The 17,627-nt window shown below is 33.3% G+C and carries 13 protein-coding genes; 4 read left to right on the plus strand and 9 right to left on the minus strand.

The window, feature by feature from the left end; all coding sequences use genetic code 11:
• Positions 1–80 precede the first annotated feature (80 nt).
• The 9 genes from yhaM to BKP45_RS00965 all read right to left on the minus strand — a co-directional run bounded on the left by yhaM (position 81) and on the right by BKP45_RS00965 (position 11,995).
• Positions 81–1,025 carry a 3'-5' exoribonuclease YhaM gene (gene yhaM / locus BKP45_RS00925; RefSeq protein WP_071387991.1) on the minus strand — a complete coding sequence of 315 codons (945 nt, stop codon included), beginning with the start codon at positions 1,023–1,025 and terminating at the stop codon, positions 81–83.
• Positions 1,026–1,215: 190 nt separating this feature from the next.
• The gene (locus BKP45_RS00930) at positions 1,216–2,541 is read right to left on the minus strand and encodes a sensor histidine kinase (RefSeq protein WP_071387992.1); all 1,326 of its coding nucleotides are present in this window, start codon (positions 2,539–2,541) and stop codon (positions 1,216–1,218) included.
• Complete coding sequence (locus tag BKP45_RS00935) at positions 2,538–3,215, minus strand: response regulator transcription factor (RefSeq protein ID WP_245747358.1); 678 nt, start codon at positions 3,213–3,215, stop codon at positions 2,538–2,540. Before BKP45_RS00935 ends, BKP45_RS00930 begins: the two co-directional genes overlap by 4 nt.
• A gap of 218 nt (positions 3,216–3,433) precedes the next feature.
• Complete coding sequence (locus BKP45_RS00940; RefSeq protein WP_407639568.1) at positions 3,434–4,006, minus strand: GbsR/MarR family transcriptional regulator; 573 nt, start codon at positions 4,004–4,006, stop codon at positions 3,434–3,436.
• A gap of 558 nt (positions 4,007–4,564) precedes the next feature.
• Positions 4,565–7,564, minus strand: a complete 3,000-nt coding sequence (locus tag BKP45_RS00945; protein WP_071387995.1) for an ATP-binding protein — start codon at positions 7,562–7,564, stop codon at positions 4,565–4,567.
• Entirely contained in the window at positions 7,561–8,799 is a 1,239-nt protein-coding gene (locus BKP45_RS00950) for a metallophosphoesterase family protein (RefSeq protein WP_071387996.1), read from the minus strand. Before BKP45_RS00950 ends, BKP45_RS00945 begins: the two co-directional genes overlap by 4 nt.
• A 520-nt stretch (positions 8,800–9,319) precedes the next feature.
• A complete protein-coding gene (locus tag BKP45_RS00955; RefSeq protein WP_071387997.1) occupies positions 9,320–10,162 on the minus strand; it encodes a Cof-type HAD-IIB family hydrolase in 843 nt (280 codons plus the stop codon).
• A gap of 237 nt (positions 10,163–10,399) precedes the next feature.
• Positions 10,400–10,747 carry a YlbF family regulator gene (locus BKP45_RS00960; RefSeq protein ID WP_071387998.1) on the minus strand — a complete coding sequence of 116 codons (348 nt, stop codon included), beginning with the start codon at positions 10,745–10,747 and terminating at the stop codon, positions 10,400–10,402.
• Positions 10,748–10,870: 123 nt separating this feature from the next.
• Entirely contained in the window at positions 10,871–11,995 is a 1,125-nt protein-coding gene (locus tag BKP45_RS00965; protein ID WP_071387999.1) for a DUF445 domain-containing protein, read from the minus strand.
• A 180-nt stretch (positions 11,996–12,175) separates the two neighbouring features.
• Here BKP45_RS00965 and BKP45_RS00970 point away from each other — a divergent pair, with 180 nt between their 5' ends.
• The 4 genes from BKP45_RS00970 (at position 12,176) to BKP45_RS00985 (ending at position 17,404) form a co-directional block, all read left to right on the plus strand.
• Complete coding sequence (locus tag BKP45_RS00970) at positions 12,176–13,567, plus strand: YheC/YheD family endospore coat-associated protein (RefSeq protein WP_071388000.1); 1,392 nt, start codon at positions 12,176–12,178, stop codon at positions 13,565–13,567.
• A gap of 4 nt (positions 13,568–13,571) precedes the next feature.
• A complete protein-coding gene (locus BKP45_RS00975; protein WP_071388001.1) occupies positions 13,572–14,648 on the plus strand; it encodes a YheC/YheD family endospore coat-associated protein in 1,077 nt (358 codons plus the stop codon).
• Between the two features lie 211 nt (positions 14,649–14,859).
• Complete coding sequence (locus BKP45_RS00980) at positions 14,860–16,257, plus strand: YheC/YheD family endospore coat-associated protein (RefSeq protein ID WP_071388002.1); 1,398 nt, start codon at positions 14,860–14,862, stop codon at positions 16,255–16,257.
• Positions 16,232–17,404: a YheC/YheD family endospore coat-associated protein gene (locus BKP45_RS00985; protein WP_084787502.1), complete on the plus strand. Its 1,173-nt coding sequence runs from the start codon at positions 16,232–16,234 to the stop codon at positions 17,402–17,404. Before BKP45_RS00980 ends, BKP45_RS00985 begins: the two co-directional genes overlap by 26 nt.
• Positions 17,405–17,627: the final 223 nt, after the last annotated feature.

The raw sequence follows: 17,627 nt of genomic DNA on the forward strand, positions 1-17,627 counted from the left end.
TTAATAGATATACCAATTTATTAGAGAATACTATCATAGGCAAAACTAACTCCTACGTTGTAGCCTCAAAGCAATATCATTCAATTAGAAAAGGTAGGTTTATAGAAACTTCTGTTATCCATAGCATATAATTTTTCGCTAAATTCTCCAGGCTTTACTCTTTCCATCGCACGATCTAACATATTCATTTTTGCGTCAATATTATCGACCATATGCAAAATTTCAGCCTCTCGGATCAATGGAGGTTTTGGACTTCCCCATTCCCCCTTTGAATGATGGCTCAACACTAAATGTTGTAAAACCATGACTTCTTCTCCCTCAATAGCTAACTCGTTTGCAACTTGCCCAATTTCGTTTACCATAATTGAAATATGACCAATAAGCTTCCCTTCCACTGTATAAGTAGTACCAACAGGTCCTGATAACTCGATAACTTTTCCTAAGTCATGTAAAATTATCCCTGAATAAAGTAAATCAGTATCAAGAGAAGGATAAAGATTTGCTAGTGCTTTTGCTAAATCTAACATGGAAACAACATGATAAGCTAGACCAGAAACAAACTCATGATGATTTTTCGTTGCTGCTGGAATTTCAAGAAAAGCCTCTCGATGTTTTTTTAGTAGATGACGAGTGATACGTTGAAGATTTGCATTTTTCATTTCGAAAATATATTGAGTAATTTTTGCAAACATTTCTTCTGGGTCAATTGGAGCACATTGTAAGAAATCAGCTAATTTTACGTGATCCATTGCAGTTGTTGGCCGAATACCTTTAATTTTAAGTTGTAGCTTGCCGCGGTATTCTTGGATGTCCCCTGTTACATGAATGATCGTACTACTAACAAACGTCGTTTCATCATCTGGATTACAATCCCATAATTTTGCTTCCATTTCTCCTGTATGATCACCTAATTGTAGTGTTAAAAAAGGTTTTCCATTACTAGCTACACCCTTTGCAACTGATTTTATTAATAAATATCCGTCTATTTTCTCTCCCACTTGAAAATGGGCTATCCCTTTATGCAATCTAGACACCACCAATTCTTCATTTTGATCTACTGTTAAGGAATATGTACCCTCTACCTAAAGGCGAGAAGCTCCATATAGAACAACTGCTCCTTAACGTTCAATATAAAACAACTTTTATCTAGCTGTTATTTTCTTTTTCTTTTACATTACAATAATCGGATTAGAAAAAACACTGATGAAAAAAACTTTACAATGGCAAATATATTTTAAAGCTTACTCCATTTTCCTCATTTATGACCGTTGGATAGCCACCGTGTAATTCAGCAATTCTTTTTACAATAGCTAAACCTAAGCCAAACTGTCCTTTATTTCCTTTTCTAAATGGTGTAAAGATGTGCCTAAGCTCTTTGCTAGGAATATGTTCTCCATCATTGGAAACCGTAATCTCAATCGTATCATTAACAATTAATGCTTTCATAGTAATCGTCGCCTGAGCATAACGTAAGGCATTTTCTACTAGGTTTTCTAACAATATTTGAACTTGCTCTTTATCCCCATAGAAAGTCACTTCGGCTCCTTCAATAATAAAAGATAAATCATTTCTCTGCACTCGGTAACGTTCTTGTAATTGATAAGCAATTGATCCAAAGATAATTTCTTCTCTATGAATGATTTCTTCCTTAATAGAATCAAGTTTTGTATAGTACAACATATCCTTTACTCTTTTTTCCATTCGGTTTGATTCTTCAATAATTACATCCATAGCTTGTTCAATGTTATCTTGTGGAAAAATGCCATCCTTAACCGATTTAGCATAGCTTTTCACAACCATTATCGGTGTTTTAAGTTCATGCGATGCATGTTGAATAAACGTTTTTTGAGCCTTATCATAATTTATCAAATTTTGCCGCATTTGCTCAAATTGAAAAGAGAGTTTCTGAAAATCTTGATCTCCTCTCCATTCAAAAGGTTCTTGCCAATTACGATTAGCAATTTGCTCAAAGTGATTTCCTAATATAGTGAGTGGTTGACGCAAATAATTTTTCAACCAAAATGCAGGTATTAAACTTAGTAAACTCGCAAGAATTAATATATAAAGTAGTCTCTCCCATAATTGATTTACCATTTGATCACGATATGAATCCCACATATAAGAAATATGATAAACTTCGCCCATATACGTATCTATTTTTTTCACAACATAAAATAATGTTGAATTATCATAGGTTAACTCGTAGCTACCATAGTCTGTCATTTGTTTATATGCTCGGTCTTTCATTTCAATAAACACTTCAAACGGAACAGGTTCTCCTTGAAGTCGCCCATACTCCTTTGCGAGAAATAAATGCATAACTAAACGTTCAGCATCTCGCCTTTCATTAAAATCAGCTTCTGGTTGATATTCAGAAGGAGCTGTATATCGTTCCTGTTCCTTTTCAATAATACGGTACATTTCTGCTGTTAAAGTGCTTTTTACAGAAATTGGATAAACAACAACTAACAATAATCCAACTAAAAGTATTAATGAAATAAACGATAGCCAAATTCTTTGTGTTAAATTCACTTTTTTCATGAAGATAAAACCCGATATCCAAACCCATAAAGTGTTTCTACATGTAGACGAGGTAATTTTTTACGAAGTCTTCGAACAACATCATCAACTGCGCGTTCAGAACCGTAATAGTCGGAGCCCCATACGTAATCGATAATTTCTTCGCGAGAAAATGCTTTACCAACCTTTGAAGTTAGCAGGATAATCAAATCTAATTCTTTGGTTGTCATTTCTACTAAGTGATTGCCATCATAAATGTTTCTAGTAGTTGGGTCGATAAAGTAACCATTAACTTCAATACGTTTTTGTTCTGTCTTTTGAGAAGTGTACGTTCTTGATAGAATTCTTTTCACCCGGATAATTAATTCCTCTGGTAAAAATGGCTTTGCTAAATAATCATCACTTCCTAATTCAAGACCCAGAACCCTATCAAGATCTTTATCCCTTGCAGAAATGAAAATAACTGGAGTATCATGTTTTGTTTTGATTGCTTTTAATAATTGATATCCATCCATATTAGGTAACATAATATCCAAAATCCATATATGAGGTGTTGCATGGTTAATGGCTTCATATGCATCTTGTCCATCTGCAAAATGATGAACTTCCCAACCTTCCCGAGTCAAATATGCCTTCAATATTTCAGCTAAGTTTTTTTCATCTTCTACTAAATAAACAATATATTTATTATCCACTTTCATCTCACCCTTTAATTTATATCTTTGCATATCTCAATTATTAACAATTTTATAAGATTTAACGATAGAATAAATAAAGCACGCGCCTAAGTTGTTTGTTTTATAGCTTCTGCGTAGTATTTATATGCCACCTTGTTTCTGACCCTTTAATCCTATAATAAATTCAAGCTTATTTAAAGTAAAAGAAAAAATCCTACCATTTATGATAGTAGGATTTATGATTTCGTTTTTGGAACAAGTTCAAATATTTTCCCATTTTCAACAACCTGGACAAAACGTAAAAGCCATTCATAATATCCTCGCGCGTATTCTAGTCGAAGAAGATCTTCAGTAATACTTTCTTTTAATTCCTCATCCTCGGTCTGCTCATGTAATTTTAATAGCTCTTCCTTAGCCTCGATCATTTCTTCTATATTAGTTTCAGTAGCCTTTTTCCAAGTTCTAGAGAATAAAGCAGCAAAGGATTTATACCAATCTGCTTCCGTTCGATATAAATCCTTTCGTACACCACGCTTGAAAACAGGTTCAACCATTTTCATATCTTGCAAAGTTCTAACACCTGTACTCATACTTGTCTTACTCATCCCTAGAGCTTCCCTCATATCATCTAGCGTCATAGGTTCATCCGAGAAATAAAGCGCTCCATATAGACGGCCAATTGATGGAGTAATACCATACAAATTCATATTATTAGCAATGCTTTGTATAAACTGCTCTTTTGTTTCTTCATATCTTATCCATTCTTTATCATCATGTCTTGAGACTTCATGATCATTATTTACCAACAAAATAACCTCCAGTAGTAACACATTGTTGTTTGAAGCATTCAATAAATACTGTATAAACTGATTTTATCAGTTTATACGCCTGTCGAAAAGACACTTTATTAAATGATTTTTTCTTTTTAATAAAAAAGTCAATTTCATTATCACAAATAACAATTTACATAAAGTCATACTAGTTACAAACGGTTCGAGGTAGCTAGGAATAATATCTTAGTAGCGAGAATAATGAATGTTGAAATTCATAAATGAATATTGCTTTTATCGTTCTTGTTTTTATCCCACTCTTAAGGGGCAAGTAAGACCCCCACCTCAAAACTTAAGAAAATCGAGAAGTTTAGGTGGGGGATAAACTGCCCCTAAAGGTCCGATAAGTTGAACTAACAATCAGTGGGGGATGAAGGAAANCCCCCACTGATTGAAGTTCAGCTTTATAAATAACCGCCACGAAGAAAAGAATAATTTCCCAAGAATAATAGGACTTTATTTCAACTTTAAAGTGACTCATCTAAACTTTAATAATTCCCTAATTATTTCATAATCATTTGACGTGAGGCTCTTTATTTATAAGTGGGACATAGAATAATAATTGGTTGATAATTCAGATGTCATAAATGGATGACAAGTAAAAAATATAATTTGATGTTTTTTTGACATTTCTTTTATTAATGATATGGATTGTAACCGTCTTTTTGAATCAAAATTAACAAATATATCATCAATAAAAATTGGATAAGAATCTTCCTTAGAATGAACAGTAGCCAGTGCTAACCTTACTGATAAATAGAGCTGTTCTTTCGTACCTTGACTTAATTCATTTGGTTCAAATCTCAGCCCATCTATCCGTTCAACAATAAATTTTTGTTCTCCAATGGGAGCATAAAGTTTCTTATATTCGCCATTAGTCATAAATGAAAAGAATTTATTTGCTTCCTTTAAGACAAGTGGCTGTCTTTCCTTCTCATAAATAGCTTTTGCTTCGCCAATTACTAATTGGACTGTACGATAAAAAGCCCACTTTTTAGTTTCTTCTTTTAGAATACCCTTTTCGTTTTCAAAATTATGTAAACTATTTGAATAGCTACTCCCATCTTCCAATTCCTTTAGTTCTATATCAATTTGAGCACTACGTTCATGAATTTTTTTTTCTTTTTCCCAACATGTTTTTATTTGTCCTTCTAACATGTGAATTTCTTCTTCTAGTATATTGCGATACTGAATGACATCGCCTTCTAATTGTTCTAATTTTTCATCTGTATCAACAATAGGAATTAATTGGCTTTTTAAGACACGAAGTTGAATTAATAGTTCGCGACCCTCATTCCAAGCATTTCCTTTTCGCAAAAACTCTTCTTCAGTGTTAATAGTAGCTGCATCAAACAATTTCTGAATTTCCTGTTTATAATGTTCAGCTCTTAAGTTTAGCGTTTTATATTTTTCAATTAATTCATCTTTTTGATCTTTATAGCGAAGGTAACGCTTTTCTCTCTCTTTATCTTGTTTGAGCAATATAGATAACCTTTCAATAATTTGATGGTGTTGATCCTTATTATAGGGGATTTTAAAGTTGTGACAAAGTTCTTTCGCTTTACATAACATTGCTTCAATATCTTTATTAATAATTACTAACTTATCATTTAATTGAGTTATTTCGCGACATTTCTTTTTCATCTGTTCGAGCAATTTAAGTAACTTTAAATAATTACTTGCAGCTAACCCATTTGGATAATGATAATTAGTTACCCAACTCTGAAGTTCATCTTGAAAGTTTCCATAGGCTTGCTCCCACTTATCAAATTCTTTACACACTTTTTCATAACCTTCATTTGCTTCCTTTAATTGTAACTCTTTTAAAAAAAGCTGTTCTCGAATTCGGTCATCCTTTTTAAGGATATCATTTACTGGACTTTCTTTTTCTCTACTAATCGCTTCAAGTTCAACTTCTAGCTTTTGTCTACGTTTAGATAGTTGCTCTCTTTGATTGTGCATATTCTCTACGACTTTTGCATAGATATTCTTAGGATTACGTTTTAAAGCAACTAAGATACCAATTGCTAAACTAATTAAAGATATACTTACATACCAATTATGTGAAATAACAAAATAGATTGCAGCTAGAAAAACTATAAATGCACCAATGAAAAAGTATAATTTGTATGAATTTTTAGGTTGTGAAAATAAGTGTAATTGGCTTGTAATTTGTTGCATTGAATCGTCAACATAATGTATCTCTTGTTGAAGTTCAAGCTCTGATCGTTGTTCAGATCTCTTTTTTTCTAATTCTTTTCTTTCACCTTCATCTAGTAACTGAACAGTTAATTTATCTACTTGTATTTCCTTTTCTTCAAGGATGTCCTGAGATTGTTTTAGTTGAGTTTGGAGAAGTTTTTCCTGTTGTTTGAGTGTAACTTCTTCATCCATTAACTTTTCTAATTTTTGTTCAGCTAAAAAACTAGTATCAAAACTAAACACATCAACACTTTCGATACCTAGTTTTTCCTTCATCACTTCATATTCTTTTTGTTCGAAGCGAAGCTGTTGTATAAGTAATCCTTTTTCTTCATGCTTACTCTCATATATTTTCCCTATTTCCCTTACATTTACAATTGCTTCTTCAAGTTCTGGTAGATCTTCACGTATGTGAAGCTTGGCTAATTCTTCATTTATTTGTTCAAGCCTCTCCTTTACCTCTGAGACTTCAGCTTCAACTAACAAACAATGATCTTTTAATTTTTCAAAACGTTGCATTCCATTTTCAGGAAAAGGCTCAAAATCCGGTAATTGTTGCAATCTATTTTCATACATTTTTATATCTAAAACGATTGGAGTGATTGATTGAAGTTTTTCTAAATAACGTAATTTTTTGTTTAAATCCATCTTTTTATCGGTTAACGTTTGTAAATTCTCAGTTAAACATACTTTCTCATTTACTAGTATCTCGTGCTTAGAAAGTTTATTTTTCCATGCATTTACTTTATCTTCTATGTTAGAAACTTTTTTTAAATGTTGATTAATCACAGGTTTTCTTCCAGTAGGTTTATATAATTCTTGTAATGCTTTATCTGTTTTTTTCTCAATTTCTAAAAGGCTGTGCATTCCCGATATTCCTACACCATACAAAAAACGATTAAACTCTTCTGAATCAAGTTGCTCGATATTTTGTAAATCTGTAAGTCCAAATGAATAAATACCTAAGAAATGGTTTCGATCCAATCCTCCTAAGACGTGTTTCAACGTCTCTTCTCTTCCGATGTTTCCATTACTAAAATAAACTTTTACATCTCCAACCGCTTTTCCACGCACACGCTCAACAGTTACCTTACCGTATCTTTGAGTATCGATTTCAATACTTCCTCCATAACGTCCACCTAATCGTGGTTCATAGCGAATTTCACTTTGCAACTTAGTAGGAAACCCAAATAAAATACAGCGAATGAATGCCATAATCGTTGACTTACCTGCCTCATTATCTCCTAAAAAACTGTGAATAGGCCCTTTTGAAAACTCAATTTGACAATCTTGAAAGCGACCAAAACCGTATATATGTAACTTTACTAGTTTCATTCGTCCTTCTCCTTTAATAGTATTGCTAAAAGATAATTTTCTGCTTCTTGTAGCAATTGTTTTTGTTCTTCAACCGTTAACGTCTCAACATAACGCTTTACCTTCGGATTACTGTACAGTTCATCTAATATTTCTCTCATGGGCTCTTCACGATCAAACAATCGGTCGACAACAGTAACGATATCTTTTACTAAATGTTGCTCCCTTTTTAATTGCTCTCTATCCCATTGGCCAATGGTTTCTACTTTCTTATCGATAACATATGTAAATGAACTCTTTTCTTCTTGGCCGATATTTAAAATTTCAATTAAATCATCGACTTCTTCAATTAAATAATCATGTAATGGACCTACACCAGTAAAACGTAATATAGCAAATAGACCCTTTTGAAATCTATTAGCTTCTTCTAAAATAACTTCACAACGATTTTTTAGTATATCAACTTCTTCAATTCCGTCTATTGATACAACGAACTCTTCCCAATAAATTTGTGATGTGGGTAAAAAAGTTAGTGTTGTTGTATTTGTATCTGATAACTCTACTAAATACACCCCTTTTTCACCTAACTCTTTTTTATGTCTTCCTTGAGTGTTACCTGAATAAACGATATATGGCTTCTGATGTAAAATTTGCTTTTTGTGAATATGTCCTAATGCCCAGTAGTCAAAGTTCTTTTCTAATAGTTGTTTTACAGAGAAAGGTGCATATGAATCATGTCCCTCTTGACCTTCTGCTGTTCCATGTAAAATACCAATATGAAAGTTAGCATTCCCAACCTTTTGATAATAGCTTGTCATATTCTCAGTTACACTTTTTTCTGGATAACTAAATCCGTAGATATGTACAGTAATTTCTTCTTTTTTATAATCAAAACACTCTACTTGACCCTTGAAAAAAAAGACATTTTTAGGCCAAGTAAGCGATATCCAATTTCCTTTTAAATGATCGTGGTTACCATGAATAATATAGCATGCGATCCCATAGTAATCTAATTCTTCAAAAGCTTTTTTTAATCTAGATTGAGCTTTATAACTACGATTTTCACCGTCAAAAAGGTCCCCGGCAAATATAACGAAATCTACTTGATATTCAATTGCATGTAACACAATCCTTTGTAATGCTTCAAAGGTGCTTTCTTTCACTCGATCTACTAATACTTCGGGCAAATTTTTCAACCCTTGAAAAGGACTATCCAAATGTAAATCTGCTGCATGGATAAAACGAATGTTTTTCATTCTTCTCCCCTTACTAAAAAATTCTTTCTTTAATCTATTATAACATTATAGACAAAACATTTGTTCTTATAAGCTGTTTTTATACGATTCTTTTCTAACGGTGGATACAACTCTTACATAAAGCTGAACTAACATTCAGTGAGAGTTTTCCTTTCCCCCCACTGAATGTTAGTTCAACATATACCACGGGCATAAGAATAACTAATCATCAGCTTTCGCCGATGAAAGTTATTCTATATCGGACCTTTAGGGGCAGTTAATCCCCCACCTAAACCTCTCGATTTTCTTACGTTTTGAGGTGGGGGTCTTACTTGCCCCTTAAAAGTGGGATAAATCATGGATTTGTTTATGATACATGCCTACCTCCTACTTCCTAGATAGGATATTCAGAAGCTGGGCTCTAGGCTACATATGTTTTTCCATTTTGGGAGGGTGATTCTAACTTAAAGATTTTATCATTTATAACAAAAAAAAAGAAAGGAAAAGACTAATGTTTAGTCCTCCCTCTTTTTATTTGTGCTTAAAATTGCATATTTAACTGTTTACGGAATACTTCTCTTACCATGTAAGCAACTCCATGCTGATCGTTTGAACGCGTTACCCAATCAGCCTGATCACGAATGATCTTTGGTGCATTTCCCATCGCGACACCTAAACCGACTTGAGTTATCATCTCAATATCATTTTCTGAAGAGCCAATAGCGACCATTTCATTTAGACTAATCCCTAATTTTTGTCCTAATATTTGTAATCCCCTAGCTTTAGAAATACCTTGCGACAAGATTTCTAAAGCACCTTCGGACGATGCCGTTAATTGGATACCTGGTATTTCCTTTATTAGTTGTTCCTTAGCCTTTATTCGGTCTCTCTCATTAAAGAAATACGCATGAATTTTTGGTGGCATTACAGGCTCATTTAATAAATAATTGCTTACCGAGTCAACAAAAGTAACTGGATAAAATAAAGGATCACCGATGCCAATCGTCATCTTTGCAATTAAATAGTTTTTTTGACGAACTTTATTACCAATTGCATACTTTTCATGCATGACACGAATGTGACAGCGATATTTTTCCAATAATTCAACTATGTGATAGGCTTTTTCATTATTCAATCTTCTCTCAAATGTCGGGGTTTCAAACGATGAAGAAATAAATGCCCCATCATGGGTAATTAAGTCAGTATCAAGTTTTAATGCATTTGCTACTTTTTGTGCTGACGGAAAAGCTCGCCCTGTTGCCAAAGTTACATATACACCTTTCTTTTTAACAAATTCAATTGCATCTTTTGTTTGTTTTGCTAGCCTGTGATTCGAACGCAACAGAGTACCATCTACATCTAATGCTAATAAACGATAAGCCACTTTAATCCCCCTTTTCATAACATTTACTGTTTGGTAAAAGCCTATGATAGATTTTGGGATTATAGAACATTGAAAGCCATGTTGATATTATCATTAGCAAACTTAATTTCTTTAGATATAATTCCTTACTCACTAAGAAAAATCAGTACTAGTCAAATTTCCAAGTTAGAAATTATCTTTCTTACCTTTTAAAAAAAGATGACTCCCTACTTTATAAGTAGAGTGTCATCTTTTTTATTATTCGCCTTCTCCGTATAGCTTTTCAAGTGGTTCTGCGATAATTCTGTTTAAATCTCCAATTAATTGGCTCATACGTTGTTCTGCTTGCATAAGCTGTGAGATTAACTCTTGCTGTTGAACAAGTTCAAAAACACTTTGTGCTTTTTGAATTTCTTCGTCAGTTAATTCCATACCTTGCATTTGCTTTTGTTGAAGCTCGATTTGAATAGCACGAAAATTATCAAGCATTTGTTTTGCTTGTGAATCTGCCTTTACCTTCGCGTGAAGTTCTTCTAGTAGTTTAAACTCACTACTCTCTTTTAGTACACTACTAAGCTCATGAGCCTTTTCATAAGGGTTAGACATTGAACAAAACCTCCTAAATTTTAGCTTACTACTTTATTCTATGTATGAAGTAATACGCTTTTTATTAATGCTCCCACACGACTATAACATTTTTCTTCATTTAATTCATCCTTTAAAGGAAATTTATTGTAAGAAAACAAGGAAAATCCCTTGTAATAAACCAATAAAACCACCTAATAAAGCCCCTAAATAAGTAATTAGCTTAAATTCTCTCTTCGATATTGAGAGAATCATTTCTTCAAGTCGCATAACTGGAAATTGCTCAACCTCATTTTTTACTACATCTTCCAATTTCAGTTTCGTTAAAAAGGTAGCAAGTTCCCTCGAAATAGCAGTTTGTCCATTTTGAACTAAATAAGGAATGATTTGATAAATTACAATATCGTATTTGTTCATCCATTTATATAATGGCATTTCTAAAAAATAGGTAGGTATATTTTCTTTTATTTTCTCTTTAGTCCAAACTACTAACCCGGTTAAATTAATGTGTTTTTCTATTTCTTCTATTTTAAATTCCTTAAGGGTTGTCCATTCTTTTCTTATAAAATCTTCAATCATTTCATGTGTCCCTTTATCAGTTAACATTTTCACCATTTCCGGTTGAAGCTTTAATACTAATTGATCACGACTAATAAACATCGATAACATGCTTCCAAGTGTACCCTTTCCGATTAAAAATCGATCAACCATATGACTTAATCTTTCAACACCTTCGTCACTGTTAAAATAATCTTTTCCTTTTTCTACAAAAATCGTTGTTAGTTTAGGAATATACAGCTCAATTTTTTCATCCAATGCTTCCGGTATAATGTCCTTTATATACTGCGGTCTTAGTTCTTCTAAAAGTTCGTCACTCCTTGAAGTAAGCCAGTTTTCTAACTGAAGCTCAATGATTTGCTTTCCACCCGAAACCCCAAACCATTTTTCCAATATGGATGAAATATTTTCTTCACTTCTTAAAAGGCCCTTTATTTCCCTATTGAGCCAATCGGTCATTTCAGAAATAAATATAGAACTTTCTAATTTCTTTTTTAACCCTTCAACTGTAAGTAGATGGTTGACAACAAGTTTCCCAAGCTGCTTTGCTAGCTCCTCGCGCCGTTTAGGAATTAATCCAGGTGTAAATGGCAATCGAATTCTTCCAACATATATCGCTCGATAAGGTCGAAACAACATTTTAATTGCTATCGAATTGGTAATTCCACCTATTAAAGCTCCGACTGCAACCATGATGAATAAAACGTACATATATATCTTCAACTCCTCAATAAATTATTAACTTTCTTCACACTTACCCATAACCTAACATAGAATACGGTATCAACAAATGCCTATCTCCTCTTATGTAGAATGAGAAATGCTTTTTGAAAAATCCAGATAAACAGTCCATTCTACGTAATATAACTTTTTATAAATGAGTGGTCAAATATGTTCAATAGAAAAATAATTGTTCAAGCTACAGAAAATGGTTCACTACAAAAGAGTGATCAAATAAAAATTTCCCAATCTCTTTGTAAAAAGTGGGCTATACGCGATGGAGAGCAAGTCTCTATTAAGTTTGGAAATCACCTCGAGAAAGTTTATGTTAATGAAACTCCGTCACTTAAAACACCAACAATAGTAATCACTTTTGCCCTAAAGGAAAAATTATCGATACCCTTTGAAATATTACCAATACATTGTCTATATAATTCCAACGAGAATACACTTAAATTAGGACCAATTCTTACTTGTATTACTAATCAGATGTATCATGAACAAACCCAATTTGGCACTATAACAACATTTTTTGAGGAAATGGCTCGTTTTGCAAAGAACCATCATATATTTTTTTATATTAAACCTTTGATCAATTGGGATGGAAGTTTTTTTGGTTATACATTTGAACAAGACAAATGGCAAGAGTATTTATTACCTTATCCCGATGCTGTCTATAACCGGATCGGATCACGTGGTTTCGAGGCATCTAAAGTATATCAAGAATTTTCATCACACTTACGAGAAAATGGAATTAATTATTTCAATCATAGTTTTTTAAATAAATGGGAAATAAATCAAGCCTTATCTAGTTTCCCTGAAGTGCAACCATATTTACCTGATACAACTTTATTTGGAGATTACGATACATTTGCAGAAAAACTCACCATTTACAATTGTATTTTCGTTAAACCTGTAAACGGTAGTCAAGGAAGACAAATCTTAAAGATTGAGAATAATGATCATGAATATAGCGTTTACTACTCGTCGTTCACACAGGAAATTTCAACTAAATTTCAATCTAGCTACATTCTTTATCAGCGATTAAAAGAACGTCTAAAAAAGAAAACTTTTATCGTGCAACAAGGTATTGATCTTATTCATATTCAAGGCCGTCCACTTGATTTTCGCGTCTTATGTGTAAAAGGAGGCGAAAACGAATGGAAAGTCATATCTTCCGTTGCAAGGATTTCCCCGAAAGAAAAAATGGTTTCAAACCTTGCACAAGGCGGTGAACAGAAACGTCCACTCGATGTATTAACAGATTTATTTGATGAAAAGCTAGCACAACAATATGTAAAACTAATGAGCGAACTTGCTATTGAAGTAGCATATTTAATTAGTGAAAGTTATGAAGGACTCTTTGGCGAGCTTGGAATTGACATTGCATTAGATACTGAAGGAAAGCTTTGGATAATCGAGGTGAATTCAAAGCCATCTAAATCAGAAATAGAAATTGGAACTGAGCGGATTCGACCTTCAACTAGAGCAATCATAAATTATCTAGCCTTTTTATCAGGTTTTCCCATTCAAAACAACAGAAGGGGAAAAAAGGAGCGATAATTTCATGGACAGTCTTGGAATTTTAGTAACGAAACATAATCAGGAGCAATCTTATTTTACTGATATAGCAATCGAAGGGAAAAAAGATAATATAACTATTTATTTATTTTTACCGAATGATGTCGACCTGCTAACTAAAACAACTAAAGGAAGAAAATTTTGTCATATATCGAACAGCTGGATAGAAGACACCTTCCCAATTCCACCTTATATTTATGATCGGTGTTTTTATGAAAATAAAGTCGCTTATCTGAAGTACTTCCCTTATGTCTCCTGGCTTAAATCACAGTCCGATATCCACTTTCTTGGACACGGGCTCCCAAACAAATGGATTATATATAATGCACTATTAGACGATGAAATTATCAAGGCTCATTTACCTAAAACTGCGGTGTTAGAAAGTTCAAATCAAATATTAACTTTTCTAGCTAATCAAACTTCGATTTTACTAAAACCCTCAAGTGGTTCTCAAGGAAAAGGCATTTTTATTTTATCAAATAATCAAGATGGTTTTACCTTACTCGCCAAAAGAGAAGGTAAGCCATTTTACAAACCTTTAACCAAAAAGCAACTTCAACATTTAGTTTTTAAAATAAGATCATATCAATATTTAATACAACCATTATTAACTTTAACTGATCACGAACAACGCCCATTTGATTTACGTGTTTTTTTACAAAAAGATGAGAATGGAGATTGGAAAGAGGTTGGTAGAGGAATTCGTAAAGGAAAATTAGGTGATTATACATCAAATCTAGGAAGCGGTGGGCAAGTAGCTACGTTTGAATCCTGGTACAATTCCTTGACTAATGAATATCAACATGCATTCCAACTCTCATTGCACAAATTATTACTACGAATACCTAGAATACTAGAAAGAAAAGGATACCAACTATTTGAGTTAGGCTTAGATTTTGGTATTGACAAGAATGGGAGACTTTGGCTCCTAGAAGCAAATTCAAAACCCGGTAGAAAAGTGGTTATGAGTCTATATCCACATAAAAAAGCCTTTCTAGCAAAAGCTCCGATAAAATATAGTTTACTGCAAGAAAAGCGCAAGCGCCTTGGTCACGAGCGATAGGCACTGGAAGGCCTTTGACAGAAGCTGATTTTTACCTTTCAAAGAGGCGTGATGTACCTGGGCTCGTAGGATTGGAGCTAGACTGTTTTCTTACTTCAGAATTTAATACCTTTTTTCCTTGGTAGTTCGTGCTAAAAGTAACAGTAAATTTGCTGTTTTTAAATAATAGGCTCAATTTATTTACTAATGCAATAGAAAGGGAGTTGGAATAATGAAGCCAATTACTTTACCATTAAAGAAAGCCAAAAATATTTCAAAAACATTTTTTGTACCATTAGAATTATTTAAAGAGTATGTAGAACGTGTTCAATTTCCTAAAGCTATTTCCTTTGGGACAAAAACTGTTCAATGTGAAGTTGCCCCTCATCCAGATAAAAAAAATGAATATTTACTTTCAAGTGATTTATGGGATGAACTTATGATTCCACAAGAAAGCATGATACATTTATTTCAAAAAGATGAAACTATTTATATCGGTCCTCTTGTTGGGATATTTACTGCTGGTTTTACTCAGTTCCACTTACGTCCAATTGGAGAACGTTCATTATTTTTTGCCAAACTCCTATCTGCTGAAAGAAAAGTAGGAGCCTTTTATTTCGTATTCGGTGCCCACCAAATTGACTGGGAAAGTGGAACAGTAAAAGGGTATTTCTATACAAAAGATGGTTGGAAGCAAATAAGAGTTCCACTTCCTAGCGTAGTTTATGATAGACTTCCTAATCGAAAGGTTGAAAGCTTAGAAATATCAAAACAAGTAAAAGATCGATTACAAAAAGAATACGACATTCCATGGTTTAACCCTGGTTTTTTTAACAAGTGGGATATTCATCAATTACTTATTGATGATGAGACCGCAAGCAAACATTTACCCGAGACCTATTTCCAACCTACGAGCTCAGATGTCCAAAAGCTGCTAGAAAAGTACAAACAAGTGTATATAAAGCCCGCAAATGGAAGTCTCGGACTTGGGATTCAACAATTAATTCAAAAAAAAGATGAACCACTCGTTTATTGTCGTTTTCGAAGTAATGAAGAAAATCGCTTAAGGAGATATTCTTCGTTAAAAAGATTAATTCGTCAACAGTTTCCTTATGGACTTAATGAGATGATTGCCCAACAAGGGATTAACTTATTAAAATGGAACAATAATCCGATCGATTTTCGTATTCACACAAATAAAAATGGGTATGGTGAATGGTGTGTTAGTGCCGTCGCAGCAAAAATTGCCGGATCAGGTAGTGTAACTACCCACGTAAAAAGCGGCGGTGAAATAAAGACAGTAAATGAAATTCTTCATGATATAGGGATTAACTCTGCCCTTAATAAAAAATTACATGCCACAGCGCTTTTACTCAGTGAAAAAATTGATAAAAAAATGTCGGGATTTATAGGAGAGATCGGTTTTGATATTGGTGTTGACCAAAATGAACACGTTTGGATGTTTGAGGCAAACTCTAAGCCTGGAAGAACTATTTTTTCCCACCCTAAATTAAAAAGTGACGATTTGTATTCAAGAAAACTACCTTTGCATTATGCTGTTTACTTATTTAAAAAGTCGATAGAAAAACAGCCTGAGCTTGTGAATGCCAATGAACATTTTTTACGATAATAAAAAACAGGAATGGCAAAGTCTAGTTAAAAAGCCTTTAAATTTCGGAAAAAATCTCCTTCCATTAAACTATGAAAATAAACCTAGTGGTAGTTGTTTTCATGTAAAAACAATTAACAACAAGGTTGGCCCTCTTATCGGTATATTAGCGAGTAGAGCGAATGGGAAGGAGTTCTATGGTAATCGTTCTACCTTCATAAAAATTCAAGATCAGCTACAAAAACATGGAGGTATTTCCTTTGTAATGACACCTGAGCGAATAGATGAAGTATCAGTTGAAGGTTATTTTGTTCATGAAGGGAAGTGGCAAAAAGGGCTCTTCCCTCTCCCTGATATTTTCTATAACCGAATTGCAACTTACCATGAAGAAAAAAGTAGTGAGATGCGAAAAGTTCAAGAAATTGCTAACAAAAATAGGATACCAATTTATAATCCGCACTTTTTTGAAAAATGGGAAACATACAAACACCTAATCGAAAATAATGTAATTAAATATCATTTACCTGAAACAGACATTTTTACCGATAGGAAGCAACTTAAATCTTGGCTAGAAGACCATCAATCCTTGTTTATCAAACCCGTCCTTAGCAATCAAGGAAATGGTATTTCCGTTATTTCTAAAATTGAAGATAAATATATAATAAAGACAAATAAATGGTGTAAATCCTTTAAAAACTTTGATGATGCATTTGCAAAAGTAAGTGAGAATTTACGAAAACGAAAAGCAATCATACAAAGAAAAGTTCACTTGAAAGAATACGAAGGTAACCCATACGATTTTCGTATTCTCGTTCAAAGAGTAAAGGACAAATGGTTTATGAGTGGTATTGGAGTCCGTTGCGCGAAAAAGGGTGGAGTCACTACTCATGTTCCCCAAGGCGGAAGAATCATTCCTTTAGTAGAGGTAAATCAAGAAATAAATACTGACCTAATTAGCAAAATTGCCATTGCAACTGCACATCAACTTGAACGCTCATACGGCTACTTATGTGAATTTTCCATTGACTTAGGAATAGACACTAATAATCAACATTGGATTTTTGAGGTAAATGCAAAGCCAATGAAATTTGATGAGCCAGACATTGAAATGAAAGCATTAAATACGTTAATCAAATGTTTCTATAATGACTCTGGATTTGAGCTGTGAATGGTTATACAAAAACCATTTACAGCTCTTCTTGCATATGCCCTTATCATAATTCATTAAAGTTTTACACACAATAAAGCTGAACTTCAATCAGTGGGGATTTTCTTTCATCCCAACTAAACTTCTCGATTTTCTTAAGTTTTGAGGTTGGGGTCTTACTGCACCTTCAGAGTGGGATAAAACTTAACTGATCAAACCTTAAAAGGATGCTCCCCTCTTTTTA

It is taken from the genome of Anaerobacillus alkalidiazotrophicus, from assembly GCF_001866055.1.